Origin of the sequence: Variovorax sp. UC122_21 (assembly GCF_044056785.1) — a bacterium.
Taxonomy (GTDB): domain Bacteria; phylum Pseudomonadota; class Gammaproteobacteria; order Burkholderiales; family Burkholderiaceae_C; genus Variovorax.
On record NZ_CP172003.1, the window covers coordinates 1,509,501 to 1,534,292 of the forward strand.

General features: G+C 70.7%; 20 protein-coding genes and 1 pseudogene. 13 read left to right on the forward strand and 8 right to left on the reverse strand.

All coding sequences use genetic code 11. The annotated features are described in order from the left end of the window. Positions 1-5: 5 nt before the first annotated feature. The 4 genes from ACHMXE_RS07795 (at position 6) to ACHMXE_RS07810 (ending at position 2,179) form a co-directional block, all read left to right on the forward strand. Positions 6-869, forward strand: coding sequence for a zinc ribbon domain-containing protein (locus tag ACHMXE_RS07795; RefSeq protein WP_395345303.1), 864 nt, complete (start codon positions 6-8; stop codon positions 867-869). 113 nt (positions 870-982) lie between these two features. Next, positions 983-1,219, forward strand: a complete 237-nt coding sequence (locus tag ACHMXE_RS07800) for a hypothetical protein (RefSeq protein WP_395345306.1) — start codon at positions 983-985, stop codon at positions 1,217-1,219. 199 nt (positions 1,220-1,418) lie between these two features. Then, a complete protein-coding gene (locus ACHMXE_RS07805) occupies positions 1,419-1,856 on the forward strand; it encodes a RidA family protein (protein WP_395345309.1) in 438 nt (145 codons plus the stop codon). Then, positions 1,853-2,179: a putative quinol monooxygenase gene (locus ACHMXE_RS07810; protein WP_395345312.1), complete on the forward strand. Its 327-nt coding sequence runs from the start codon at positions 1,853-1,855 to the stop codon at positions 2,177-2,179. Before ACHMXE_RS07805 ends, ACHMXE_RS07810 begins: the two co-directional genes overlap by 4 nt. 13 nt (positions 2,180-2,192) lie before the next feature. Here ACHMXE_RS07810 and ACHMXE_RS07815 read toward each other — a convergent pair whose 3' ends face one another. The 3 genes from ACHMXE_RS07815 to ACHMXE_RS07825 all read right to left on the reverse strand — a co-directional run bounded on the left by ACHMXE_RS07815 (position 2,193) and on the right by ACHMXE_RS07825 (position 5,161). Continuing rightward, positions 2,193-3,254, reverse strand: a complete 1,062-nt coding sequence (locus tag ACHMXE_RS07815) for a ketopantoate reductase family protein (RefSeq protein WP_395345315.1) — start codon at positions 3,252-3,254, stop codon at positions 2,193-2,195. A 73-nt stretch (positions 3,255-3,327) separates the two neighbouring features. Further along, positions 3,328-4,146 (reverse strand): IclR family transcriptional regulator, encoded by an 819-nt coding sequence (locus ACHMXE_RS07820; RefSeq protein ID WP_395345317.1) that lies wholly within the window; start codon positions 4,144-4,146, stop codon positions 3,328-3,330. 121 nt (positions 4,147-4,267) lie between these two features. Continuing rightward, complete coding sequence (locus ACHMXE_RS07825; RefSeq protein ID WP_395345320.1) at positions 4,268-5,161, reverse strand: amidohydrolase family protein; 894 nt, start codon at positions 5,159-5,161, stop codon at positions 4,268-4,270. A gap of 354 nt (positions 5,162-5,515) precedes the next feature. Here ACHMXE_RS07825 and ACHMXE_RS07830 point away from each other — a divergent pair, with 354 nt between their 5' ends. Then, the gene (locus ACHMXE_RS07830) at positions 5,516-6,322 is read left to right on the forward strand and encodes a Bug family tripartite tricarboxylate transporter substrate binding protein (protein ID WP_395345323.1); all 807 of its coding nucleotides are present in this window, start codon (positions 5,516-5,518) and stop codon (positions 6,320-6,322) included. 16 nt (positions 6,323-6,338) lie between these two features. Here ACHMXE_RS07830 and ACHMXE_RS07835 read toward each other — a convergent pair whose 3' ends face one another. Next, positions 6,339-7,091 (reverse strand): SDR family oxidoreductase, encoded by a 753-nt coding sequence (locus ACHMXE_RS07835; protein WP_203208416.1) that lies wholly within the window; start codon positions 7,089-7,091, stop codon positions 6,339-6,341. A 13-nt stretch (positions 7,092-7,104) separates the two neighbouring features. Beyond that, positions 7,105-7,917 (reverse strand): alpha/beta fold hydrolase, encoded by an 813-nt coding sequence (locus ACHMXE_RS07840; protein ID WP_203207984.1) that lies wholly within the window; start codon positions 7,915-7,917, stop codon positions 7,105-7,107. Positions 7,918-8,658: 741 nt separating this feature from the next. Between ACHMXE_RS07840 and ACHMXE_RS07845 the strand changes: the two are divergent. The 5 genes and pseudogenes from ACHMXE_RS07845 to ACHMXE_RS07865 all read left to right on the forward strand — a co-directional run. Next, positions 8,659-9,018: pseudogene (locus ACHMXE_RS07845) on the forward strand (protein kinase); the annotation flags it as partial. Positions 9,019-9,110: 92 nt separating this feature from the next. After that, entirely contained in the window at positions 9,111-13,445 is a 4,335-nt protein-coding gene (locus tag ACHMXE_RS07850; RefSeq protein ID WP_395345327.1) for an AAA family ATPase, read from the forward strand. Further along, positions 13,442-14,146 carry a response regulator transcription factor gene (locus ACHMXE_RS07855; protein WP_395345330.1) on the forward strand — a complete coding sequence of 235 codons (705 nt, stop codon included), beginning with the start codon at positions 13,442-13,444 and terminating at the stop codon, positions 14,144-14,146. Before ACHMXE_RS07850 ends, ACHMXE_RS07855 begins: the two co-directional genes overlap by 4 nt. A 101-nt stretch (positions 14,147-14,247) precedes the next feature. Continuing rightward, positions 14,248-14,637 (forward strand): response regulator transcription factor, encoded by a 390-nt coding sequence (locus tag ACHMXE_RS07860; protein WP_395345332.1) that lies wholly within the window; start codon positions 14,248-14,250, stop codon positions 14,635-14,637. 245 nt (positions 14,638-14,882) lie between these two features. After that, entirely contained in the window at positions 14,883-15,833 is a 951-nt protein-coding gene (locus ACHMXE_RS07865) for an ATP-binding protein (RefSeq protein ID WP_395345335.1), read from the forward strand. Between the two features lie 190 nt (positions 15,834-16,023). Here ACHMXE_RS07865 and ACHMXE_RS07870 read toward each other — a convergent pair whose 3' ends face one another. Next, positions 16,024-17,412 (reverse strand): pyridoxal phosphate-dependent decarboxylase family protein, encoded by a 1,389-nt coding sequence (locus tag ACHMXE_RS07870; protein WP_395345338.1) that lies wholly within the window; start codon positions 17,410-17,412, stop codon positions 16,024-16,026. 187 nt (positions 17,413-17,599) lie between these two features. Here ACHMXE_RS07870 and ACHMXE_RS07875 point away from each other — a divergent pair, with 187 nt between their 5' ends. Continuing rightward, complete coding sequence (locus tag ACHMXE_RS07875) at positions 17,600-18,100, forward strand: Lrp/AsnC family transcriptional regulator (protein ID WP_395345341.1); 501 nt, start codon at positions 17,600-17,602, stop codon at positions 18,098-18,100. A 22-nt stretch (positions 18,101-18,122) separates the two neighbouring features. Here the strand turns inward: ACHMXE_RS07875 and ACHMXE_RS07880 are convergent, their stop codons facing one another. Beyond that, a complete protein-coding gene (locus ACHMXE_RS07880) occupies positions 18,123-19,415 on the reverse strand; it encodes an epoxide hydrolase family protein (RefSeq protein WP_395345344.1) in 1,293 nt (430 codons plus the stop codon). A gap of 216 nt (positions 19,416-19,631) precedes the next feature. On the opposite strand from ACHMXE_RS07880, the gene ACHMXE_RS07885 reads away from it, so the two are divergent. Beyond that, a complete protein-coding gene (locus ACHMXE_RS07885) occupies positions 19,632-22,508 on the forward strand; it encodes an ATP-binding protein (RefSeq protein ID WP_395345347.1) in 2,877 nt (958 codons plus the stop codon). Positions 22,509-22,532: 24 nt separating this feature from the next. On the opposite strand, the gene ACHMXE_RS07890 is transcribed toward ACHMXE_RS07885, so the two are convergent. Further along, complete coding sequence (locus tag ACHMXE_RS07890) at positions 22,533-23,765, reverse strand: hypothetical protein (protein WP_395345350.1); 1,233 nt, start codon at positions 23,763-23,765, stop codon at positions 22,533-22,535. Positions 23,766-23,901: 136 nt separating this feature from the next. On the opposite strand from ACHMXE_RS07890, the gene map reads away from it, so the two are divergent. Then, on the forward strand, positions 23,902-24,693 hold the full coding sequence (map, locus tag ACHMXE_RS07895) for a type I methionyl aminopeptidase (RefSeq protein ID WP_395345353.1): 792 nt from the start codon (positions 23,902-23,904) through the stop codon (positions 24,691-24,693). Positions 24,694-24,792 lie beyond the last annotated feature (99 nt).

Consider the following 24,792-nt stretch of genomic DNA (forward strand, 5'->3'; position numbering starts at 1 on the left):
GCCGCATGGGCGTTGCCGCCACCTCGCCGGACGCACCGGATACGCCGCGCACCGTCGCCTGTCCCTACTGCGCCGAGCCCATCGCCAAGCAGGCGCTGGCATGCCGGCATTGCGGGCGCGACCTGTTCTTCTTCGCACCGCTGCGGCGCGAGCTCGAGGCGCTGTCGCGGCGGGTCGCGGAACTCGAGGGTGCGCTGAGCGCATTGCGCAGCGCCGCTGCCGCGCCGACTGCGCCGGCCGCGCCGGTGCTCCCGGCACCGGAAGCGGCCGAGCCCGCGATCCCGCCAACCCCGGCACAACCCCAGCGCCCCGGCATCGGCTCGGTGCTGCTGTTCCTCGTGCTGCCCGTGCTGTGCCTGGTCGCGATGCATGCCGTGACCATCGTGCTGCTCGACCTCAACGAGCTGTACCTGCGCGTGGCGTCCGTGATCCTGCCGCTGGGCCTGGGCATGCTGTTCGTCGCGCTGTTCAGGGTGCGGCTGCCCTACCAGCTGCTGATGGCCGTGGCCATCGCCGTGCTGTCGGTGCTCGGCATGGCGGCCGTCATCGCCTATGCCGATGACGTGCCGCTGATGCCGCGGGGCGCGCGCGAATGGCGCGAGATCCTCTATTACGTGACGAGCATCGCGTTCAGCCACATCACCGGCATCTTCACCGGCCTGCTGGTGTTCCATCGCCGCAACCGCGGCATCGACCGGCTCTCGCACCGCCTCGCGAGCGCGCTCACCGACGGTTCGCCGGCGCCAGGCAGGGCGCAGCGGCTGCGCCAGTACACCGAGCGCATCCGCGACTTCATCACGCTGGTCACGCCTATCGTGACGGCGATCGTGTCGGTGGTCACCGGCGTCGTGACCTTGCTCAAGAAGTAACGAAGCACCGGCCGACCATGGCCAATGTCCTGCATGCGCTGTCGCCGAAGGATGGCGTGCCGCGCCGTGACCGCTGGCGAGGCTGATGGTTTCATCCGTACAAGGAGGTCCCCATGCCAGCCAGCACCCGCAGCGCCGAACATGCAGAGAACACCGAGCCGCTCTCGCGCGAGGAACCCGATGTCGGCAGCGAGGAGTCGGTGCCGACCGATGGCCGCGACACCGAGGGCGAGAAGCTGATGAAGGAGGTGAAGAACCCGAAGCTTCACGAGCCGGGGTTGGCCGAGCACAAGACGCCAGAGAAAGCCGAAAAGGCAGAGAAGGCCGAGGACGACAAGAAAGACGCCTGATCTTCGGCCAGACGAGCGCCAGCTCTGTCTCCTTGCGGCTGCGTCGATGCCGGCCAGCCGCGGGCGCAGCACCAGGCGGGTTTTCCGCGTCGCCTCCGGCGCGCGAAAGTGCTTGACCTCCAGTGCACTCGAGCCCTTGCAATGGTGGCGGCCCCCAGATGGGCCGATGTTTCCACCGCCATTGAAAGGACCGCTCCCGATGACCCATGCACCAAGCGCCACGCTGTTCCACAACCCCGCCACCCTGCCGCCACCGGTGGGTTACTCGCACGTGGTGCAGTCCCGGGGCGGCCGCCTCATCCACGTGTCGGGCCAGGCCGCGCGCGATGCCGATGGCGCGCTGGTCGGCGAAGGCGACTTCACCGCGCAGCTGCAGCAGTGCTTCCTCAACATCCAGCATGCGCTCGAAGCGGTCGGCGCCTCGATGGCCGACCTCGTCAAGCTCAACTACTTCTGCGACGAGCGCGTGCCCCAGGTGGCCTTGCGCTCGGTGGTCGTCGTGCGCGACCGCTTCGTGAACACGCAGCGGCCGCCGGCCAGCAGCTTCGTCGTGGTCAAGCGCCTGGTGCGGCCCGAATGGCTGATCGAGATCGAGGCCGTGGCGCATGCCGCCGCGCTCGAAGGGAGCGACGCATGATCGCGGTGCTCGGGCATATCGAGGTCGAGCCTCGGGCCGCCGAACGCCTGCGGCAACTGGGCATGAGGCTCGAACGCGCCACGCGCGCGGAGCCGGGCTGCCGCCACTACGCCATCGGGTTCGACGCGCAGGTGGCGGGGCGTGCATGGCTCAGCGAGCTGTGGGATGACGACGGCGCCCTGCAGGCCCATTTCGAGACGCCCCACATGAAGGAATTCCGCGCCGACCTCGCGGCTTTGCCTGGCCTGGCATTCGATGCGACGCGCTACCGCGTCGAGGCCAGCGAGGTGCTGGTGCGACGGCCGCGCTCCGACGCGGCATAGAACGGCCGGCCCCTCAGGCCATGACGTCCGCCAGCAGATCCGGGCTCGGCACCAGCTCGCCGCGCTCGATGCGCCCAATGATCTCGTTCACGCGCCGGTGGTAGCGCACGTCCACCCCGACCTCCTCGCCGCGCCGCGCCACCAGCCCGTTGATGTACTCGGTCTCGGTGCGCCGGCCCTTCTGGATGTCCTGGCCCATCGAGGGCCGCTGGCCGTCGCTGCGCGAGTTCGCCACCTCGAGGATCATGCGCGTGATCGCGTCGCGCGCCGCGGCGTCTTCCTCCGCGCGCGCCAGCAGGTCGAGGTCGAGTCCGCCCACCGGCTCGAGCGCGAGGCCCAGCGCGCGGCCCACGCGGATGCTCGAGCTGCCGAGCCGGATCGTGAGTTCGCGCGCCACCTCGTTCATATCGCGCTGCTTGCCGCTCAGGCCCGTGAGCGCGCACACGCCGTTGCGCATCGCGTTGATCGTGAGCTTGGACCAGCGCTCGCCCCAGAGGTTGGTCGTGACCCGGCTGGTGTCGCCGTGCGCGAGCAGCGCCGAGATCGCTTCGGCGCGCGGCGTCACGCGACCGTGCAGCTCGCCCACGCGCATGCCCCATTTCTTCTCGTCGCCCAGCGGCGAGTTGCGCACGATGCGGGCCGGCGCCACCAGCTCCGCCGCCAGCGCGCTCACCGAGCAGCCCAGCGTGCGTTCCCAGCCGGCGATGGCCGCGATGCTGTCCTCGTTGATGCCGTTCTGCAGCGACACCACGCAGCCCGTGGGCGCCAGCAGCGGCAGGATCAGCTGCGTGGCCCAGGCCGTGTCGTAGGACTTCACGGCGATGAAGGCGACGTCGAAGGCCGCCTTGCGCGCAAGCTGCGCCACCTCGCCCACGTGCAGCGCGCGCACCTTCGCATGCACCGCGCCCGCGCCGTCCATGCCGTTCATTCCGCTCACGCGCAGGCCATCGCGCCGCATGGCCTCCACGTGTTCGGGCCAGGCGTCCACCAGCGTGGTGTCGACCCCCGCCCTGGCCAGGTGCGCGCCCACATAGCCGCCCACGGCCCCCGCGCCTACGATGCATATCCGCGTCATTCGTCGCTCCTTCTTCGATCGGTTGAAAACGCGAAGCGCGCCGCCAGCCGCCCGAAGGGGAGGGCGCCGCGCCTCAGAGGTTGAAAGCGCGCGCCTCCGTGCCGAGCTCGGCGGCCGCGCCCTCGAGTTCGCCGCGCAGCTGCGCCAGGTGCTGCTCACCATAGAGCTCGGGCGTGCCGAGCAGGCACAGCGCGGCGAAGGCCTGGCCATCGGCACCGCGCACCGGCGACGCAAAGGCATGGATGCCGGGCACCACGTCGCCGAGGTTCACGCCGAAGCCGTGCCGGTCGGAGCGCTCGCGCATGCGCTGCAGCGCGGCGAGCCGCCCGGAGCCGCAGCGCGCCACTTCCTGCGCCACGTTGTCGAGCAGCACCGCGCGCGCCTGCGCCGCGTCCAGCGTCTGCAGGATCGCGACCCCGCCCGCCGTGGTGAACAGCGGCCGGCGCGCGCCCGGGTAGAGCACCGAGCCGGTCAGCGGAAGCTGGCCCTGGCGCACGCTGCACACATGCTCGTTGCCGCTGCGCAGCAGCAGCACCGCGATGCCGCGCATGCGGCGCGCGAAGGCTTCGAGCATCGCTTCGGCGCGGCGCTGGAACAGCAGGTGGTCGGGCAGCGCCAGTCCCAGTTCGTGCATCAGCGGCCCCGGAAGGTAGTGCCGGTCGGCCGCGCGCTGCGTCACCAGGCGCTCCTCGACCATGCAGGCCAGCATGCGGTGCACGGTCGCCTTGTCGAGCTCGCAGGCCACGGCCAGGTCGGACAGCCGCCAGCCGAATTGCGGCCGCGACGCGACCACGCGCATCAGCTTGATCGCGCGGCCCAGGCTGCGCGTGCCGGGGCGTTCGGGGGCGGTGGCGGCGAATGCGTCCTGGATGATCGGCTGGTCGGTGTCCATCGTCGGTGCTTCCTCGGGCAGATGCGGGGGAGGCCCACCGGACAGGGGCGCGGCGGGCGCGAACCATGCATTCTGCGATGGCGGGATGCGCGCGATCAGCGAAGACACCGCGGCTCGCTCCTCAGTCGCCACCGAAGCCATAGAGCCGCGCCGGATTGTCCACGAGGATGCGATCGAAGGTCCGCGCGTCCGGCGACCACTGCCGCAACTGCGCGAGCACGCCGGCGTTGTCGACCGCGTGCGGCGCGCTGACCTCGGTGGCCGAGGCGGCCGCGCCCGGCTGCGGATGCGGCCAGTCGCTGCCCCACAGCATGCGTTCGGGGTTGCAGCCGATGAAGCGGCGCGCCAGCGCTTCCATGTCGGCATGGCCGGGCATCGTGCTGCAGCGGTAGGGGGCCGAGAGCTTGACGTAGGCCTTCCCCTCCTCGACGAGCGCGAGCACCGCAGCCAGCGCTGGGGCGTCGGGACCGTCCACCGCCTGCGCGCCCGCGTAGTGATCGAGCACCACCGGCACCGGCAGTTCGCGGATCGCCGCGGCGCAATCGGCCAGCAGCGGCAGGCTCGCATAGACCTGCACATGCCAGCCCAGCGGCGCCACGCGTTCGGCCGTGCGCCGAAGCTGCGTGGTGGCGCGGTGGGACTCGCCCTCGCGGTCGATCTCGAGGTTGACGCGCACGCCGCGAACGCCGGCCGCGTCCAGCGACTGCAATTGCGCGTCGGTGGTGGCGTCGTCGATCACCGCCACGCCGCGTGCCCGCGCCGGACCCAGCTGTCGCAGTGCCTGCAGCGTCGCCGTGTTGTCGAGCCCGTAGACGCTGGGCTGCACGATCACCACGCGCGCGATACCGAGCGCGTCGTGCCATTGCGCCAGGGCCTCGATCGATGCCGGTGGCGGCGTGTAGCGGCGCGCGGGCAGCAACGGAAACTCGCGCTCGTCGAGGAAGACGTGCGTGTGGCAGTCGCAGGCGTCGGGCGGGAGCTGCGACGAGGGCCGCTGTATCGATGGTGTCGTCATGCTGTGGCGACGATAGCCGTCCGGTCCGCGCCCTGGCCGCACCGTGGGCAGCGGAATTTCATGGGTTGAACTTTCGCGCGCCGCCACGAGCGCACGCCGCGGGGGGGCTCGATATTCTGCGCAGGGCCCGGGCAAGCCCGCCGCGGACATCACAGAACAACGGAGACGACATGCCACCCTTCATTTCGCGCAAGACCTTCCTTCGACGGCTGGCCGGATCGCTCGCACTGGCCCTCGGGCCCGCCGCGGCGCTGGCCCAGGGTTTTCCCGCCAAGCCCGTGACCGTCGTGGTCCCGTTCGTGGCGGGCAGCCCCACCGACATCGTCGCGCGCGCCTTCGCCAGCGAGTTCTCGCTTGCGCTCGAACACGCCGGTGCTGGTGGACAACAAGCCCGGCGCCAACCAGACCATCGCCGGCAGCTACGTGTCGCGCGCGGCGCCCGACGGCTACACCCTGTTCTTCGCCAACCTGCCGGCCGTGGTCGCGCCCTCGCTGCGCGCGAGCCTGCCCTACCAGGGCGTGGGCGACTTCGCGCCGGTGTCCGACGTGCTGACCATCGGCTTCATGCTCGTGACCGCGCCCAACGTGCCGGCCACCACGCTCAAGGAGTTCGTCGCGCTGCTCAAGGCCGACCCGTCGAAGTACTCCTATGGCTCCTCGGGGATCTCGACGCCGATCCACCTGATGGCGGAGATGTTCAACAAGGAGCTCGGCGTCAAGACCCTGCACGTGCCCTACAAGGGCGCCAACCAGGTCCAGCTCGACCTCATGAGCGACCGCGTGACCTACGCCTTCCTGCCGACCGGCACCATGGACTACGTGCGCGCCGGCAAGCTCAAGGCCTTCGGCCTGGCTGCCAGCCAGCGCGACCCGGCCTACCCCGAGCTGCCCACCATGGAGGAGTCGGGCATGCCCGGCTTCAAGGCCACGGTCAACTTCGTGCTCGTCGGCCCGAAGAAGACGCCGCCCGATGTGCTCGCCAAGCTCAACGCCGCGGCCAACAAGGTCGTGGGCAGCGATGCCTTCTACGGCAAGGTCAAGCCCGTGGGCGGCGTCGAGCTGTCGCGGCCCGCAACCACGGCGCAGGTCGGCGCGCACATCGCGGCGGAGGAGGCGCGATGGAATGCGCTGATCAAGCGGGCCGACATCCAGCTCGAGTGAAGTCGCGCCGTAGTCTTCAGAGCGTGAGCCCGCCGTCGATCGTGAAGCTCGCGCCGGTCACGTAGCGGGCCTCGTCGCTCGCCAGATAGGCGATCAGGCCCGCGATCTCGCGCGGCTGCGCGACCCGCTTGAGCGGGCTCATGCCGGCCAGCGCGTCGATCGCGCCGGCATTCATGTCGGTGTCGGTCGGGCCGGGCTGGACGTTGTTGACCGTGATGCCGCGCGGCGCGAGGTCGAGCGCCACGCCCTTGACGAGGCCCGCGACCGCGGTCTTCGTCAGCTGGTAGACGCTCGCGCCGGCCAGGCCGGTGCGGATCGCCACGTTGCTGCCGATCGTGACGACGCGCGCGCCGTCGCGCAGATGCGGCAGCGTGGCCTGGATCGCGAGGTAGACGCCGCGCACGTTCACGTCGAGCATGCGGTCGAGGTCCTCGAGGCTCACCGTGTCGATGGTGCCCATGCGCAACAGGCCGGCGTTGACCACCAGCACGTCGATGCTGCCGAAGCGCTCGACCGCGCGCGCCACGGCGTGGCGGATCGCCGCGGGATCTGCGCTGTCCGCCTCGATCGCCAGCGCCTGCGCGCCGCCGGATTCCACCGATGCCACGAGTTCGCTGGCCTTGTCGGGGCGCGACACGTAGGTGAAGGCCACGGCATGGCCGTCGGCCGCGAGGCGCTGCACGGCGGCGGCCCCGATGCCGCGTGCCCCGCCGAACACCAGTGCCGTCTTCGCGCCGTTAATGCCTTTTTCGATGTTTATGTCGTTCATGGCGTTCTCCTTCTCAACCGCCCGCGGCCTCGACGATCACGCGCGTGACCGCCTCGGGCTGCGAGGTCATCACCACATGCGACGCGCCCTTGACCACCACCGTCTTCTTCGCATGCGCGCGCTCGGCCATGAAAGCCATCGCGGCCGGCGGAATGTTCTTGTCGCGGTCACCGTAGACGAACCACGAAGGCACCGACTTCCAGGCCGGCGCCCGCGCCGCTTCGTTGAGCGCGGCCTCGGCGATCGGGCGCTGACCCACGGCCATCAGGCGCGCCTGGGCCAGCGGCACGTCGGCGGCGAACTGCGCGGGAAACTTGCCCTGGTCGATGTAGAGGTCCTTGCCTCCGTCGGCCAGCGGCACCGGCGGCGCCAGCGTCGGGCCTAGCGTGCTGCCCGGGAACTGGCCGGTGAGGCCGAGCGCGGTTTCGCCGGCCTCGGGTGCGAAGGCCGCCACGTAGACCAGCGCCTTCACGTTGGGCTTGCCGTTGGCGGCCGCCGTGATGACCGAGCCACCATACGAGTGGCCCACGAGCACCACGGGCCCCTTCACCGAATCGACCACGGCGGCGACCGAGGCCGCGTCGTAGGCCGGACCGCGCAGCGGGTTCGCGGCCGCGATCACGGGGTAGTGGCGTTTCTGCAGGTCGCGCACCACGCCGTCCCAGCTCGACGAGTCGGCGAAGGCGCCGTGCACCAGCACGATGGTGGGCTTGGGCGCCGGCGTGCCAGGCGCGGGCTGCGCGAAGGTGGCCAACGGCGCGAGGGCGGCGAGGCCGAAGGCGCCGGCGAGGAGGGTGGCGCCGAGGCGGCGGGAGATCGTGGTCATGGTGTCTTTCCTTGCTTGAACAGGGGGAGGAGGGTCGTCGGCATCGGCCGATGGCGCTGAATCTAGGGGCGCTGCCGCGTTGGCTCCCTTGCCTCTGTATGCCTGTGTGTCCAGGCGGCCCATGAGCACATTACTTTTCATGCCGGGGCGCCAAAACCCCGCTTCGGCGCCCCTGCCTAACAACGCCTAACACCCGCCAACGCCAGCCGCCGTCGCTGCGCGACCAGCGCGGTTCCAATCGAAGCCGACAGTCAGAAGCAGCCGAGGGACACCGAAACATGGACGGCGCATCTGCATCGCACGGCCGCCGCGGCGGCCCGCTCAACGCAGGAGGCTCACACCATGCAGGATCAGGAACTCGGTGAACGCAACCCGGTGGCGGCGCCCGATCCGCTCGAACGGCAGGCCATGCCGTTCCAGGACTTTCGCGAACTCAGCGGCGGCATGCCGCGGCTCGAACGCGCGCGAGCGGGCGCCGGGCCCACCTCGCTGGTCGCGGGCCGGGGCCAGGCCACGCCGGCCGCGGCCGCGCTGCTGCAGCGCGAGTACGGCTTGCGCCATGTGCTGCGCGACGACTGGGCCGCGCTTCCCGTCGCGCTGATGCCGCACGGCGAAGGCGCGCTGCTGGTGCTGCGCGACCCGGGCGGCGAGACCCTGCGCGGCAGCGGCGCGAGCGCGGGCGCCAGCGACACTGCCGCCTTCCTCGATCTCGCGCTGCGGCTGGTCGCCGCCGTCGGCGCGATGCACGCGGCCGGCGTGCTGCATCGCGCGATCACGCCCGACCGCCTGCTGCTCGTGCCCGACGGCCGGGCCTGCCTCACCGGCTTCGGCCATGCCGCCACCATGTCGGACGCAGAGGGCGCGCCCGATCACGGCGAGGCCGCCTGGGACGAGGACTGCTTCCACTACATGGCGCCCGAGCTGGGTGCGCGCATGAACCTGCGCGTGGACGCGCGCGCCGATCTCTATTCGCTGGGCTGCGTGCTCTACGAGCTGCTGACGGGCCGCCCGCCGTTCCAGGGCGAGGATGCCGCGGCACGCGTCCATGCGCATGCAACCCGCACCGCGCGCGCGCCGGGCGAGCTGGTGGCGGATGTGCCGGAGCAGCTCTCGCTGCTGATCATGAAGCTGCTCGAGAAGGCGCCCGAGCAGCGCTACGCAGACGCCGCTGGCGTGCTGGCCGACCTGCGCCGGTGCGACACCCTGCTGCGCGAGCGCGGCAGCATCCGCGCTTCGCGCTCGATGCGCACTCGGCGCTGCGCCGGCTGCCGCGCCTCACGCGCGTGCTGGGCCGTGATGCCGAGCTCGAGGCGCTGCTCGCGCTGTACCGCGGCGTTGCGCTCGATGCGCGCTCGCGCGTGGCCTGGGTCTCGGGCCACTCGGGCATCGGCAAGTCGACGCTGCTGCGCGAGGCCATGCTGCGCATGCAACAGTCGTGCGCGCCGCTGCTGGCCACGGCCAAGAGCGAGGAGGGGCGCCGCGGCCGGCCCTATGCGCTGGTGGTCGACGTGCTCGAGCAGCTGCTGCAGTTCGTGCTCGGTTGCGCCGAGGACGAGTTCGCGCTCTGGCGCCGCCGCATCGCCGCCGCGGCCAAGCCGGTCGACCGCACGCTCGCGGGACTGCTGCCCGCGCTCGCCGTCGTGCTCGGCGCGCAGCCCGAGGCGCCCGATGCGCCCGACGCCGCTCCCGGGCTCGAGCGCGAACGCGTGCTGCAGGGCATGGCGCGGTTGCTGGCCTGCTTCGCGAGCTCGGCGCGGCCACTCGTGATCCTGCTCGACGATCTGCAGTGGGCCGATGCCGGCACCCTGCAGGTGCTCGAGCGCCTGTTGCACCAGCACGAGGACGCGGCCCTGCTGCTGGTGGGCGCCTACCGCGCGGGCGAGGTCGCCGAGGACCATCCGCTGCGCGCCGGCCCGCTGGCCCAGGTGCCCGGCGCCGCGCGCATCGAACTCGGCCCGCTCGACGAAGCCGCGCTGCGCGAGATGATCGCGCAGGCGCTGCAGCAGGCACCCGACGAGGTCGACGAACTGGCGCGCGCCATCGGCCACAAGACCGGACGCAATCCGCTCTTTGCGCACCACCTGCTGCACCTTCTGGCCGATGACGGCGTGCTCGTCTATGACGCGGACAGCGCCGCATGGCGCTGGAGCCTCGAGCGCCTTGCCTCGCATCCGGGCGTGGACAACGTGGCCGAGCTGATGGCGCGCCGCTTCGAGCTGCTGCCCGCGTCCGCGCAAGCAGCGCTGCGCGTCATGGCCTGCCTCGGCCACCGTGCCTCGGCCGAGTCGCTCGCGGTGGCCATAGGCCTGGCGCCCGGCGCCGAGGCGGTCCGTGCGCTCGATGCGGTGCTCGAACCCGCGCTCGAGGCCGGCAGCGTGCACCGCGAGGGCGAGGACTGGGTGTTCTGGCACGACCGCATCCGCGAAGCCGCCTACCTCTCGCTCGCGGCCGGCGAGCGTCCGGGCCTGCACCTGCAGATCGTGCGCCGCCAGATCGCGAATCAGGGCACGCACCAGAGCGCGCATCAAGGCGCGCCGTCGCAGCGCTTCACGCTCGCCGTGCAGGCCAGCCTCGCGCGCCCGGCCGTCGACGCGCCCGAGGAGCGGCGTGCCTTCGCGCGGCTCAACCTCGAGGCCGGCCGGCAGGCCAAGGCCGCCACCGCCCATCATTCGGCGCTCGGCTTCTTCCGCGCCGCACTGGCCTTCCTGAGCGAAGACGACGCGAGCGAAGATGGCCTGCATGCACGCGCCCTGTGCGGCGAGGCCGAGTTCATGACCGGTGCGCTCGAGGTGGCCGAGGCACGGCTGGCAGCGCTCGAGCAGGTTGCGGGCGAGGGCATCTTCGCCGCCGATCTCACGCGCCTGCGCGCGGCGCTTTACACCACGCTGGGCCGCTTCGACCGCGCGCTCGACGTCGGCCTGGCCTTCCTGCGCAAGGCCGGCATCGAGCTGCCGCGCCAGCCCGATGCCACCGCGGTGGACCGCGAGCATGCGGCCCTGCAGGCCTGGATCGACCGCCACGGCATGGCCGCCTTCCGGCAGTTGCCGATCGTGGCCGACCCGCTGCGCCGCGCCATCACCGACATCTTTGCCGACCTGATCCCACCCGCGCTCTACACCGACCAGAACCTGGTCGACCTGATCCTGCTGCACATGGCGCGGCTGGGCATCGCGCACGGCCATGCCGATGCCTCGGCCGACGGCTACGTCTGCATGACGCAGGTGTTCGGCGTGCGCTACGGCGACTACGCCACGGCGCGCGAGTTCGGCGCGCTCGCGCTGCACCTGGTCGACGAGCGCGGCCTCGCGCGCTACCGCGGCCGGGTTTACATGACCTTCGGCACCATGGTCGTTCCGTGGTCGCAGCCCGCGCGCGCGGCACGCGACTACATCCGGCGCGCCTACGAGCTCGCTGTGGCGAGCGGCGACCACACCTTCGCGATCTACTGCGGGCGCAACCAGGCCACGGGCATGCTGTTCGCGGGCGAGCTGCTGGGCGACGTGCGCGACACGGTCGAGCGCGGCCTGGCGATTGCGCGCGATGCCAACTTCCAGCTCGTGATCGACGCGCTGCTCGCGCAGAAGCAGCTGCTGTCGCAACTGCAGGACGGCAGCGACGGCGACCCGCAGGCGCAGCCGCGCGTGCCGCGCGAGGGCGATCCCGCCACGCTCGTGGACTTCGCGTTCTGGGTCTATCGCCTGCAGGCCGCGCTGCTGTTCGGCCGGCTCGACGAGGCACTCGAGGCGCGCCGGCGCGCCGAGGCCTGCGCCGATTCGGCACGCACCTTCGCCGAGAGTGGCGACCTGCCGTTTTACGGCGCGCTGGCGCTGCTCGCGCTGCCCGAGCGCGACCCTGCACAGCAGGCCGCGCTGCGGCGCGACCTGGCCCAGCTCGAGACCTGGGCGCTGGCCTGCCCCGGCAACTTTCTCGCGCGGCACGAGCTGGTGCGCGCGGAGCGTCTTCGCATCGACGGCGATCCCGCTGCCGCGGTCGAGGCCTATGCGCGCGCCGTGACGCATGCGCGCCGGCACGGATTCACGCAGGTGGAGGCGCTGGCGGCCGAACGCGCCGGTGCCTTCCATGCGGCGCGTGGCGACGAGCTGTCGGCCTACGGCAACCTGCGGCATGCGCGCGGCGCCTGGCAGCGCTGGGGCGCCATGGCCAAGGTGCGACTGCTGCAGGCCGAGTACCCGGGCCTGTTCGAGAGCGACGAGCAGGTGGGCGCCGGCAGCCGGCTGCAGGCGCTCGATGCGCAGGCCGTGCTGCGCATCTCGAACGCGCTGGCCAGCGAGATCGTGCCCGAGCGGTTGGTCGACACCCTGCTGCGCACCGCGCTCGAGAACGCCGGTGCCGAGCACGGCACGCTGGCGCTGCTGCGCGAAGACGCCTGGCAATTGCGCGCCCGGGCCTCGGTGGTCGACGGCACGATCGCCGTCACGCAGGAGGCCGCGGCCTTCGGTCCCGACGTTCTGCCGCTCGGCATCGTGCAGGCCGTCGCGCGCACCCAGCAGCACATGGTGATCGACGATGCGCGCGAGAACGCTTCGTTCGCGCAGGACGACTACATCCGCCGGCGCCGGCCGCGCTCGGTGCTGTGCGTGCCGCTGATGCGCCATGCGCGCCTGGTCGGCGTGCTCTACCTCGAGAACAACCTCGCCTCGCACGTGTTCACGCCGGCCAAGGCCGAGGTGCTCGAGGTGATCGCTTCGCAGGCCGCCTTCGCGCTCGAGAACGCGCGCCTGTACGAGGAGCTGGTCGACCAGAACCGCCAGCGCGCCCGCGCCGAGGAGCAGTTGCGCGGCGCGCTCACCGACCTCGAGCGCGCGACCCGGCTCAAGGCCATGGGCGAACTGGTCGCGTCGATCGTGCACGAGGTCGGCCAGCCGATCGCCGCCGTCGACACCTCCGCGAGCGCCGCGCTGCGCTGGCTCGACCGCAGCCCGCCCGACATCGCCGAGGCGCGCGAGATGCTCGCCCACATCGGCAAGAGCGCGCTGCGCGCGCGCAGCATCATCCAGGCCCTGCGCGCCAAGGCACGCAATGCCGAGCCGCGGCTCGCGGCCTTCGACCTCAACGAGGCACTGCGCGAAGCGGCCGTGCTGGTGGCCGGCCCGCTCGACACGCTCGGCGTGGCGCTCGAGCTGCGCGGCCTGGAGGCGGCCGTGCTCGTGCACGGTGACCGCGTGCAGTTGCAGCAGGTGGTGGTCAACCTGCTGATGAACGGCGCGGAGGCCATGGCTTCGCTGCCGCCAGGCCCGCGTCCGCTGTGCCTGAGCTGTGGTGGCGATGGCGAGGGCCGGGTGCGCGTGACCGTGGACGACGCCGGCACCGGCATCGGCGACGAAGCGGGCGAGCACCTGCTGAAGCCTTTGTTCACGACCAAGGCCGACGGCATGGGCATGGGCCTGGCGATCTGCAAATCGATCCTCGACGCGCATGGCGGCACCTTGTCGCTGTCGCGGCGCGAGCCCGCGGGCACGCGCGCCGTCTTCACCTTGCCCCTGTCCGAACCTGGCCTCGCCCCATGACCTCTTCCCAAAGCCTCCTCACCAGATCCCCGGGCGCTCCGCTGGCCGGCGACGCGCGCGTGGTGTTCGTCGTCGACGACGACGACCTGGTGCGCGCCGCCATCGGCAGCCTGTTGCGCTCGGTCGACCTCGAGGTGCGCGCCTTCGCCACCACCGAGGAATTCCAGGCCGCGCCGCGCGCGTCCGGGCCCTCGTGCCTGGTGCTCGACGTGCGCCTGCGCGGCCAGAGCGGCCTTGCGTTCCAGCAGGCCCTGCGCGAGGCCGGCCGGCCGCACATGCCGATCATCTTCATGACCGGCCATGGCGACATCGCGATGACCGTGCGCGCCATGAAGGCCGGCGCCGTCGACTTCCTCACCAAGCCCTTTCGCGACCAGGACATGCTCGACGCCGTGGCCGCCGCGCTGGATGCCGACGCCAGGCGGCTCGACACCGACCGCGCGCTCCAGGCCTCGCGCGACTGCTGGGCCCTGCTCACGCCGCGCGAGCGCGAGGTGGTGCAGCACGTGGCCTCGGGCCTCATGAACAAGCAGATCGCCGACCGCATGGGCATTGCCGAGATCACCGCGAAGATCCACCGAGGCCAGGCCATGCGCAAAATGGAATCGCGCTCGGTCGCCGAGCTGGTGCGCAAGATGGAAGCGCTCGGCGTCGTGCAGGGCCTGCCGCGCGTGCAGCCGGCCGTCGCGCACCATACCTAGAGATGATGGCGCCGCACCGTGCCGCCGGTATTCTGCAAGCCCGGGTCGTGCCCGCGTGTCCTGCGCCTTCGTCCCAAGCCCGGTAGAGAACGGGAAGCCTCTTGTCCCTGTCAGCCATCGATCTCGTTTCCATCGTCGACGACGACCCCTTCGTGCGCGCCGCCACCAGCAGCCTGGTGCGCTCGTTCGGCTGGGAGACGCGCGCGTTCGAATCGGCAATGGACTTCCTGGCCTCGGGCCTGCAGCGGCAGACCCGCTGCCTCGTGTGCGACATCCGCATGGAGGCCATGGACGGCATCGAACTGCTCGAGCGCCTCGACCGCGACGGCCTGCGCGTGCCCACGCTGTTCATCACCGCCTATGCCTCGGCGCGCACGCGCGAGCGCGTGCGCGCCAGTACCGCGCTGTGCCTGATCGAGAAACCGATCGACGCCGCCGAACTCGAGGCCTGGATCCGGCACGCCTTGCACGACGCCGCGGCGCGGCGCTGAGGCGCGTCGCCCGCGCCATCGTCTCTTGCCGCGCCAGCCGCGCGCATGCCGGGGGCAAACCTTCGTAGGGGTTGGGCGAACGCTGGTGCGATGGTGGGCGGCCCACCTCGCGTGATGTCATCGCTTCCATGCCGGCCGGTGCGTCGGCGACAGGAGATTCCAGATGACCCCGCAGCCTTCAGACACCCATCGCCCTCGCATCCGCAACACCTGCCAAGGCGGTTCCGCGCACGCAGGGCCTGGCCTTGTACGCCGCCCGCGCGCTGGCGCTCGCCGCCCTCGGCCAGAACACGCACGCCGCCACGCTCGCGCCCATGGTCTGCAGCATCGACGACGGCCTGCTGTGGATCCTCGGCGTGTCAGTGCTCGTCGTGCTCGCGCTGATCGGTGTCTGCCTCGGCCTCGAGGTCCTGGCCTACCGCGCCGGCGCCGTGCGCATCGCCCGCGCCCTCGAGTCGCACGGCGGCGATGCCCGCATGCCCGAACTGCCCGAGAGCGGCCCGCGCGCCATCGCGCGGCTGGCACGCGCCATCAACAAGGGCCGGCGCCGCCGCGTCGAACGCGAGGCCGAGCACCTCGACGTGCAGGCCGCCTATGCCCACGACCTGCGCACCCCGCTCACCCGCATGGGCCTGCGCTGTGAGATGCTCGACGACCCCGCGCTGCGCGAAGCGATGCAGCGCGATCTCGCCGAGATGCAAGAGCTGGTCGAGGCCAGCGTCGCCAGCGCGCGCCTGCAGCGCAGCGTGGCCGAGCCACTGCAGCGCGTTGATGCCGACGGCCTGCTCGACAACCTCGTGCGCGGCTACCGCGACGCCGGCCGTGCCATCGCACTCGACGGCCGCATCGGCCAGCCTGTGGTCGCCTGCCCGCTCGCGCTGCGGCGCGTGCTGGCGAACCTGATCGACAACGCGTTGCGTTATGGCAGCGACGTGCGGGTGTGCGCACACGTCGATGCGCAACGGCTGGTGCTGGCGGTGGTGGATTCGGGGCCGGGGATCAAGCCGGCGCAGATCGATGCGGTGTTCGCGCCGTGGGTGCGGGGGCGGCAGGGGCAGGAGGACAAGCCTGGGTCTGGGCTTGGGCTGGCGATTGCGCGGCGGTTGGCGCGGTCGATGCAGGGGGAGTTGTTGCTGCAGAACCGGCGTACTGGAGGGTTGGAGGCGCGGTTGACGTTGCCGTTGGTGGTGGCGTGACGCCGTGGCAGAGGAGAGTGGGGCGGGTGCGATTGGGGCGGCGCGGATTTGTCACACTCAGTGTGGTGCGGACGGAGAAGGGCTATAGATCGAGACGCGCCGGGGTTCCCTTATTCAGTCTTACGTCGCATCACGGGCAAATAAAGCTTCCCTGGTTAGCGACCGGCTCAAGGGCACGGCCGGTGGTTCGTTAAGAAAAGGATTTGTAGATATGAACGCCTGAAGCGAGCACCGCGTCGGCGCATGACGACAGCATCCGAATCGTCTCCCGCATGTCGCTCTCAGTGGCATCCGGATGAATGGCACAGATTCGCAGCACGGTTCGATTGCGCAAGCGTGTCGTCAACACCGTCGCAAAGCCCTCCTGAAGTGCCCGCGATGAAATCTCGCTGTTCAGCGCATCGAGCGCCTCCGGGCTCATGGCCGCATCCGTCATGCGGAAGGTGACGATGCCCAACTGCGCGGGCGACACGATGTCCCAGCGAGGATCCTTCTCGAGCTCGTCCTGAGCCCAGGTTGCCAATCGGCAACCATGCGCAATCGCCTCGCCCATGGCGTCCGACCCCAGCACCTGCAAGGTGAGCCACAGCTTCAGTGCGCGTGCCGGTCTGGTGAGTTCGACGCCGAGGTCCCAGAAATTGATCTGGTCGGCGTCGGTGTCGGCGTGCGCATCGAGCAGGTATTCGGGTCGGGTATGGAAGACCTGTGAGAGGTGCTTGCGCTGACGCACGAAGACCATCCCGCAGCCGTAGGTCTGGAACAGCCACTTGTGCGCATCCCAGCTCAGGCTGTCGGCTTCGCCGATGCCGTCGAGCAAACCCCGATGCGATGGCGACAGCGCGGCGGATGCACCGTACGCGCCATCTACGTGCATCCACATGTCGTGTGCGTCGCACAGTGCGCGAATCCGTCGCAGTGGATCGATGCTGCCGGTATTCGTCGTGCCCGCGCTCGCCACCACGGCGAAAGGCCTGAGCCCATCGGAGATGTCCTGCTCGACCGCGGCCGCCAGGGCCGTCATGTCCATGCGGAACGCGGCATCGGTGGGCATGCGGCGGATCTGATGCGGCAGCAGCCCGAGGATCTTCAGACCTTTGGCAACGGATGAATGCGTTTGCTCCGAGACGTAGACAACGCCTTGCAGGCGCTGCGCCGGCTCGAGCTTGAAATCGCGTGCCATCGCAAGCGCCGTCAGGTTGGCCATGGAGCCCCCCGACACGAACAGGCCGCCAGCCGAAGGCGGGAGCCCGACCTGCGCCGCCAGCCATTGAATCAGCGCCGCCTCGATGACGCTGGCCCCCGAGCTCTGCAGCCAGCTGCCGGCGTGGATGTTGTGAACGGCGGTCAAGTAGTCGCCCAGCGCCGACAGCGGCGAAGACGGTCCCGGAATGAAGGCCAGGAACCGGGGATGGTCCATGCGCGCACGCCAGGGGTAGATCTCGTCCAGCATCTGGTCGATCACCTCTTCCAGCGGCCGGGCTCCCGCGGGCACGCCGATCGCGCGAAGCGACTCGGCGCTGGCGTGATCGATCACGTCCACGGGGCGTTGTTCGCGCGATGAATGGCCGATCGGGCTCATGCGAGACAGGACCCGCGCCCATGCTTCCGGTGGCACCGCTCCGAGCAGGCGGCTGGGTGGGGCTCCCTCTGATGCCGAGGGAGGAAGGGCGAGGTCCGATAGTGCAGGCATGTTGTTCACCGAATGATGTTCTGTCTTTGGCTTATTCTCCCGAACATCATTCAGCTGCCCTAGCGCTTTCAGGACCATGGCCAAAAATACGAACCAGCTTCAACCGGAGAGCAAGGCACCCGCCCGCCTGGACGCCGTCGACCGAAGACTGTTAGGGCTTCTCGCGAACGACAGCACGCTCAGCTATGCCGCGCTGGGCGAATTGCTTCACCTGTCGGCGCCCGCGGTGCACGAGCGGGTGAAGCGGCTCAAACGCGACGGGGTGATCCTCGCGACCGTGGCGCGCCTCGATGGCGCGAAGCTGGGGCGGCCGCTGCTGTGCTTCGTGCAGGTGATCACCAGTACCGTGAAGCGTGCCCGCCAGGTTGCGGCGCTCGAATCGCTTCCCGATATCGAGGAGATCCACATCGTCACCGGCGACAGCGGCCTGCTGTTGAAGGTGCGCACGCGCGATGCACAGGCGCTGGAAGTGCTGCTGGCACGCATCCACGAGGTCGAGGGCGTGGAAGGAACGCGTACGCAGATGGCGCTGCGCACGCTGGTCGAACGCGGGCCCAGTCCGCACGCGGCGGATTGACGACAGGGCCCGCGCGCCCGGCTCAGCGCAACGACCTGAACGCCGCCCGCACCTCCCGGCTGAACAGCTCCGGCTGTTCCCAGGCCGCGAAGTGCCCGCCGTTGTCGACCTCGTTCCAATAGACGAGCTTGTGATAGGCGCGGTCCGCCCAACTGCGCGGCGCCTGATAGATCTCGCCCGGAAACACCGTCACGGCCGCGGGCAGCGAGATATCCACCGCATTGAAGTTGTTCGAGTGGTCCTCCCAATAGATCTGCGCCGCCGAGGTCGCGCTGTTGGTGAGCCAGTACAGCGAGATGTCGTCGAGCATCTCGTCGCGCGGGAGCACGCGCTCAGGCACGCCGCCCGAATAGGTCCAGGTCGCGAACTTGTCGTAGATCCAGGCGGCCTGGCCCACGGGTGAGTCGGCGAGGGCGTAGCCCAGGGTCTGCGGGCGCGTGACCATCATGGCGGAGTAGCCCGAGCTGTTCCTGTAGAAGTCGTCGAGCTTGTCGAAGGCGGCGCGTTCCTTCGGCAGCAGGCCGGCGGGCGCGGGGCCGCCCGCGGCGAGGATGGCGGCGATCTCGGCGGGCACGGTGCCGGGCATGTTGACGTGGATGCCGATCAAGCCCGGCACCTTCTGGATCGCCATGCGGTGCGAGATCACGGAGCCGCAGTCGCCGCCCTGCGAGACGAACTGCTTGTAACCCAGCCGCGCCATCAGCACGCCCCAGGCGCGCGCGATGTGGTTGGAGTCCCAGCCGGTGGCCTCGGGCTGGCCCGAGAAGCCGAAGCCCGGCAGCGAGGGCAGGACGAGATGGAAGGCATCCTCGGCGCGGCCGCCGTGCGCGGTGGGGTCGGTCAGCGGGCCCACGACCTTGAGCAACTCGAAGATGGAGCCGGGCCAGCCGTGGGTCATGATCAGCGGCATGGCATCGGCGTGGCGCGAGCGGATGTGGGCGAACTGGATGTCGAGGCCGTCGATGGTGGTCACGAACTGTGGTACGGCATTGAGCCGCGCCTCGCCCTTGCGCCAGTCGTAGTCGGTGGCCCAGTAGCGCACCAGCGAACGCAGGGTGGCGAGGCGCACGCCCTGCGAGGTGTCGGCCACGGTCTCGGCGCTGGGCCAGCGCGTGGCGGCGAGGCGCCGGCGCAGGTCGACCAGCGCCTCGCGATCGACGGCGACGCGGAAGGGCCGCACCGAGGTGTCGTCGGGGCCGGTGGCCGAAGGCGGGCGCAGCATGGCGAAGGCGCCGGTGGCGGCCGACGCGGCGCTGAAGGCCATCGAGGTGGCGAGCAGGCGGCGGCGCGTGAGGGAGGAAATCGGTTCGGTCATGGCGTGGTCTCTGTGAAGTGAAAGCCACTCGATTGAAGCCAGCCGATGTATCCCGCATGTGTGAAGAATCGGCCGATTCGCATGCCTGTGTATTCGAAGCACGGCGCGACACACAGCCATACAAATCCACCGCGCGCCGGCCCCGCGAAGCCCGTGTCGGCGCTGTGGCTCGGGTATCCTCGGCGCGCCCCGACGCCCGCAGACCCCCCACCCGCCATGAGCGACGCACCGCCCTCCGGGGCCGACGACATCCTTCACTTCGGACCCTTCACGCTGCGCGTGGGCGAACGCCTGCTCGCGCGCGACGGCGAACCGGTGGAGCTCGGCGGTCGCGCGATGGACGTGCTGCTGGTGCTGGTCGCGAAGGCCAACGCGATCGTGAGCAAGCAGGAGCTGATGGCGCGCGCCTGGCCCGGCATGGTGGTGTCCGACGGCAGCCTGCGCTACCAGATCACGATGCTGCGCCAGGCCTTGAACGACGGCCAGGACGGCGCGCGCTACCTGTCGAACGTGGTGGGCCGCGGCTATTGCTTCGTCGCACGCGTCACGCGCGGCGAGGCCGCGCCCGAAATGCGGGCCGACGCGCCAGCCGCGGTGGGACCGATCGAACCGGGCCTGCCGGCGCAGCCGCTGGAACTGCTGGGCCGCGCCAAGGACCTCGCGGCGATTTCCGCGCAGCTCGCCAGGAGCCGCTTCGTCACCATCGTGGGCTCGGGCGGCGTGGGCAAGACCTCGGTCGCGATCCGCGTGGGGCAAGACATGTTGAGCGGCTTCGACGGCGCGGTGGTGTTCGTCGACCTCTCGATGCTGGCCGACCCCGGCCTGGTGCCGAGCGCCATCGCCTCGATGCTCGGGTTGTCGGTGCGCTCGGCCGATCCGGTGCCCAGCCTCATTGCCTACCTGCGCGGGCGGCGGATGCTGCTGATCCTCGACAACTGCGAGCACGTGATCGCGGCGGCCGCGTCGCTGGCCGAACGCATCTTCCAGGCCGCGCCCGGCATCCACCTGCTCGCGACCAGCCGCGAGGCGCTGCGCGTGCCGGGCGAGCACATCCATCCGCTCGACCCGCTGGCCACGCCGCCCGACCAGCCCGGCCTGCTCGCGCGCGACGTGCTGCTGTATCCGGCCACGCGCCTGTTCATGGACCGGGCCGGCGCGAGCGGCGCGATGCCGGCGCTCGACGATGCCGACGCACAGGTCGTCGCGGGCATCTGCAGGAAGCTCGACGGCCTCGCGCTCGCGATCGAGCTCGCGGCACGCCGCGTGACGACCTATGGCCTGCGCCAGACCGCCGCGCTGCTCGACGAGCGGCTGGCGCTGTCGTGGCTCGGCCAGCGCACGGCGCGGCCACGCCACCAGACGCTGCAGGCCACGCTGGACTGGAGCTACGAGCTGCTCGACCCGCGCGAGCGCGCGGTGCTGTGCCGGCTCGCGGTCTTCGTCGGCCGCTTCTCGCTCGAGGCCGCGCGGCAGGTGGTGGCCGACGATGTGTTGACGCAGGCGCAGGTGGTCGACGCGATCGCGAGCCTGGCCGAGAAATCATTGCTCGCGGTGCATCGCGCGGGCGGCTCCGCGCAGTACCGCCTGCTCGAGAGCACGCGCGCCTATGCGCTCGCCAAGGCCGATGCACACACCGCCGAGGCGAGCGCGCGCCGCCATGCGCTGCACTTCCGCACGCGGCTCGAGCGCATGGCCGCCGAGCACGATGCGTTCTCGGGCGACACCGCGCGCGCCTCCGATCTGGCCGACCTCGGAAACGTGCGCTCGGCGCTCGCCTGGTGCTTCGATCGCGGCGGCGACAAGGACCTGGGCCTCTCGCTGGTGGTGGCGGCCGTACCGGCCTTCATGGCGATGTCGCTGTTGGCCGAATGCCATGCCTGGTCGAAGCGCGCGCTGGCCGAACTCACGCCCGCCGCGCGCGGCAGCGCGGTCGAGATGCATCTGCAGGCGGCCGTGGGCCTCTCGCAGATGTTCACGCGCGGCAACAGCGACGAGGTGCGGCATGCGCTCGAGCGCAGCCTGCAGGTGGCCGAGGCGCTCGGCGACGGCGCGAGCCAGGTCCAGCTGCTGGCGCGGCTGCAGATCTTCCACGAGCGCATCGGCGATTTCGTGGAGTCGCTGAGTTACGCCAAGCGCTGCGCGCGCGTGGCGGCCTCGATCGACGACCCGACCGCCCGCGCCACCGCGGATTCGCTCGTGGGCTTGTCGAACCACCTGCTGGGCGACCAGGCCGGCGCGCGGCATTTTCTCGAGGCCGCGATCGCGGGGTCGACGCTGTCGCGGCAGGGCACCAGCATCTACTCGGGCTTCGACTTCCACAACCGCGCCTGCATCTCGCTGGCCCGCACCCTGTGGCTGCAGGGCCATCCCTCGCAGGCGATGGCGCTGGCGCAGCGCGCGGTCGACGAGGCGCGCGCGCTCAACCATCCGGTCACGCTGTGCATCGCGCTGATCTGGGCCGTGTCGGTCTATCTCTGGGCCGGCGATCTCGAGCGCGCCGAGCGCGACATCGACAGCTTCATCGCCTTCGCCGAATCGCACTCGCTCACGCCCTACCTCGCGGTGGGCCGCGGCGTGAAGGGCGAGCTCTGCGTGCGGCGCGGCGATGCGGAGCAGGGCGTGCGCGCCCTGCAGGGCTGCCTGGTCGAGCTGCGCGAATCGCGCTACGAGCTGCTGACCTCGGCCTTCAACCTCACGCTCGCGGAAGGCCTGGTCATGACCGGCCGGCACGACGAAGCCCTGGCCCTGATGGACGACACGCTTGCGCTGGTCCATGCCAAGGGCGACCTCTACAACCTGCCGGAGCTGCTGCGCGTGAAGGCGCGCGCCCTGTCGGGCGGGCCGGCCCCGCGCCTCGCGCACGCGCGGCAATGCCTGGACGAAGCGCTGGCCGTCAGCCGCCAGCAGGGCGCGCGCTCGTGGGAGCTGCGCGTGGCGATGGACCTGGCGCGGCTTTGGGCCGATGGCGAGCGCGCGCAGGAGGGCCGGGATCTGCTCGCGGAGGTGTTCGCCAACTTCACCGAGGGCTTCGAGACGACCGACCTGCAGGAGGCCGCGCGACTGCTCGACGGCGCGGAGGATGCGGCGGGCTGACCGCGACGGCGGCCGCCGCTCCACTCACTGGCGCTGCACGGCCTCCACCGTCGTCGCCAGTTCCCGCAGCCGCCGCAGGCAGTCGCCCTCGGGATAGCCGAGCACCTTCCAGCGCGGCACGGCCAGCGGCAGCCGCTCGAGCAGGTGGCCCGCATGCTCGGCGAAATGTGGCCACGCGACGATGGTCGGGGTTTCGCCCGCGACCTCGCAGAGAAAGACCAGGTCGGCCTCGGGCAGCCAGGTGTCGACGCCCTTGGGCAGCACCGCATAGCTGATCACGGCGCCATCGGAGTCGCGCTGCAGCAGGCTGTGCTTGGCGACGAAGACGTCGACGCCCGCCGCCTCGTGGGCCTTCTCGAGCACCTCCTGCTGGTCGTTGTAGTCGACCGCTTTTTCCTCGCGCAGCAGCGCCGTGAGCTGCACGCCGGCCTGCCCGGGTGGGGTCCACAGCGACCAGGTCTTGTCGCGCAGCCTGAACATCTCGGCGCTCAGCGGGCGCGACTGTTCGCGCAGCACCCGGCGCGCGGTGGCGATCATGTTCTCGAGTGCGTCCGCATCGCCGGCACCGCAGACCAGCAGGCAGGTGCGGTTCGGCGCCATCGCCACCGGGTCGCCATCGAGCGGCAGCTGCCAGGCCAACTCGTGCAGGAAGATGCGGCCGGCGTCGTAGTAGTCGCCGTAGTTCGACACGTAGAGCCCGGGCGCGAGCTGGCCGAAGGCCGGCGCGGCCTTGTGGCGCAGGTTGTCGACCGCGATCTCGAAGGCCTGCTCGAAGCCGATGCCCCAGCGCTCGAGGTCGTCGTTGCTCACCTGCGCGATCGCGTGGTCGCTGTCGATGGCGACGGCCGCGCCCAGCGTCGGCGAGAACGGGCTCCACGCCATGGTGTCCTCGAGCTTCTTCGAGAAGTCGCCATGCGAGATCCGCGCGAGGTCCACGCCGGCGAGGCGCCGCAATATCGGCAGCAGCCGCGGCCGGGCCTCGTCGAAGTCGGCGGGCCGGTCGCTGCCGATGCCCGCCACCCCCAGCGCGAAGCGCTCGATCTGCTCGCGGCGCTCCGCCGGCCGGGCCTGGCAATAGTCGGTGTAGAGGTTGTGCAGGTAGACCGTGCCGCCGTCGGCGCGGCGGATCAGGAACTGCTCGGGATCGAGGACGAGCTTCTCGTCGGGCAGCAGGCGTTGCAGTTCCTGCAGGAGCAATCGGGCGACCTGTTCGGTGCCGGGCTTCCGGTCGAAAAGGCGGCGGATGAATGACAGCATGTTCCCCTCCTGCGAACCAGTATAGGCAGCGCCCGTGTCACGCCGGCCCCTCCTTGCGGGCGAGGGTGGATGCTACGGAACATGTATGATTCATATATGTTTCGTATATTCGAAGCGCATTGAGGTTCGAGCATCCATGGCTTCCGGCATCCACATCAAGTCCCCCGAAGAGATCGAGAAGGCGCGCCAGGCCGGCCGCCTCGCGGCCGAAGTGCTCGCCATGATCGAGCCGCACGTGGTGCCGGGCGTGAGCACCGAAACCCTCGACCGCATCTGTCACGACTACATCGTGAACGTGCAGGGGCTCGTTCCGGCCAATGTGGGCTACCTGGGGTATCCGAAGACCATCCTCACCTCGGTCAACCAGGTGGTCTGCCACGGCATTCCCTCGCCCGACAAGATCCTGAAGAAGGGCGACATCGTCAACATCGACGTGGCCGTCATCAAGGACGGCTGGTTCGGCGACACCAGCCGCATGTACTTCGTCGGCGCGCCGAGCGTGCTCGCGCGCCGGCTGGTGGAAACGACCTACGAGGCGATGCGCGCCGGCATCCTCGCCGTCAGGCCCGGCGCCACGCTGGGCGACGTCGGCCACGCGATCCAGTCGGTGGCGCAGCGCGAGCACTTCGGCGTGGTGCGCGAGTTCTGCGGCCACGGCATCGGGCAGGTCTACCACGAGGACCTGCAGGTGCTGCACTACGGACGCCGCGGCGAGGGCCTGCGGCTCGTGCCGGGCATGGTGTTCACCATCGAGCCGATGCTCAACGCGGGCGGGCGCGAGATCCGCCACCTGCCCGATGGCTGGACTGTGGTGACGAAGGACCGCTCGCTTTCGGCCCAGTGGGAGCACATGGTGGCGGTCACGCCCGAGGGCCACGAGGTGCTCACGCGCTGGCCCGACGGGACCGGGAGCTACCCGCCGGTCTGAGGCGTCCGTCGAGGCGACCCGCAGCCGTAGACATCGATGGCGGCCCGGATGCGCGAATCTCCTACTTCCGACGCGCCCGATGGCTCCCAGTCTGTGCAC

Bases quoted from the DNA above. Each gene is read 5' to 3' on its own strand.
- ACHMXE_RS07795 (WP_395345303.1), top strand. From the start codon at position 6: ATGGGCGTTGCCGCCACCTCGCCGGACGCACCGGATACGCCGCGCACC.
- ACHMXE_RS07800 (WP_395345306.1), top strand. From the start codon at position 983: ATGCCAGCCAGCACCCGCAGCGCCGAACATGCAGAGAACACCGAGCCG.
- ACHMXE_RS07805 (WP_395345309.1), top strand. From the start codon at position 1,419: ATGACCCATGCACCAAGCGCCACGCTGTTCCACAACCCCGCCACCCTG.
- ACHMXE_RS07810 (WP_395345312.1), top strand. From the start codon at position 1,853: ATGATCGCGGTGCTCGGGCATATCGAGGTCGAGCCTCGGGCCGCCGAA.
- ACHMXE_RS07815 (WP_395345315.1), bottom strand. From the start codon at position 3,254: ATGACGCGGATATGCATCGTAGGCGCGGGGGCCGTGGGCGGCTATGTG.
- ACHMXE_RS07820 (WP_395345317.1), bottom strand. From the start codon at position 4,146: ATGGACACCGACCAGCCGATCATCCAGGACGCATTCGCCGCCACCGCC.
- ACHMXE_RS07825 (WP_395345320.1), bottom strand. From the start codon at position 5,161: ATGACGACACCATCGATACAGCGGCCCTCGTCGCAGCTCCCGCCCGAC.
- ACHMXE_RS07835 (WP_203208416.1), bottom strand. From the start codon at position 7,091: ATGAACGACATAAACATCGAAAAAGGCATTAACGGCGCGAAGACGGCA.
- ACHMXE_RS07840 (WP_203207984.1), bottom strand. From the start codon at position 7,917: ATGACCACGATCTCCCGCCGCCTCGGCGCCACCCTCCTCGCCGGCGCC.
- ACHMXE_RS07855 (WP_395345330.1), top strand. From the start codon at position 13,442: ATGACCTCTTCCCAAAGCCTCCTCACCAGATCCCCGGGCGCTCCGCTG.
- ACHMXE_RS07870 (WP_395345338.1), bottom strand. From the start codon at position 17,412: ATGAGCCCGATCGGCCATTCATCGCGCGAACAACGCCCCGTGGACGTG.
- ACHMXE_RS07875 (WP_395345341.1), top strand. From the start codon at position 17,600: ATGGCCAAAAATACGAACCAGCTTCAACCGGAGAGCAAGGCACCCGCC.
- ACHMXE_RS07880 (WP_395345344.1), bottom strand. From the start codon at position 19,415: ATGACCGAACCGATTTCCTCCCTCACGCGCCGCCGCCTGCTCGCCACC.
- ACHMXE_RS07885 (WP_395345347.1), top strand. From the start codon at position 19,632: ATGAGCGACGCACCGCCCTCCGGGGCCGACGACATCCTTCACTTCGGA.
- ACHMXE_RS07890 (WP_395345350.1), bottom strand. From the start codon at position 23,765: ATGCTGTCATTCATCCGCCGCCTTTTCGACCGGAAGCCCGGCACCGAA.
- map (WP_395345353.1), top strand. From the start codon at position 23,902: ATGGCTTCCGGCATCCACATCAAGTCCCCCGAAGAGATCGAGAAGGCG.